General features: G+C 63.2%; 1 rRNA gene. It reads right to left on the reverse strand.

Annotated features, from left to right (window positions below):
* Positions 1 to 219: 219 nt before the first annotated feature.
* Positions 220 to 323 (reverse strand): 16S ribosomal RNA (locus tag H6A16_RS10625); the annotation flags it as partial.

Consider the following 323-nt stretch of genomic DNA (forward strand, 5'->3'; position numbering starts at 1 on the left):
CTCTCTTCGTTCCATCTCTCAGAATTGGATCGAGAATCGATGCGGAACCGACCTTCGGTCGGTTCCTCTCGCTATGCGGCTCTCAAGGTACGCGGGGCTGACCCCGGGGACCGGACGCAGCGGGCTCGCGACGGCAGGACCGGGCGCATCTGGGCCCCCGGCCGAAGGCTGGGACGCAACAAATTCTCTTCGCTCTCTATGGAAGCCTATTCTCCCTAGAAAGGAGGTGATCCAGCCGCACGTTCCCGTACGGCTACCTTGTTACGACTTCACCCCCCTCACCCTCCACACCTTCGACGCCTCCCCCCTTGCGGTTGGGCCGG

The organism is Collinsella tanakaei (assembly GCF_016900375.1).
GTDB lineage: Bacteria > Actinomycetota > Coriobacteriia > Coriobacteriales > Coriobacteriaceae > Collinsella.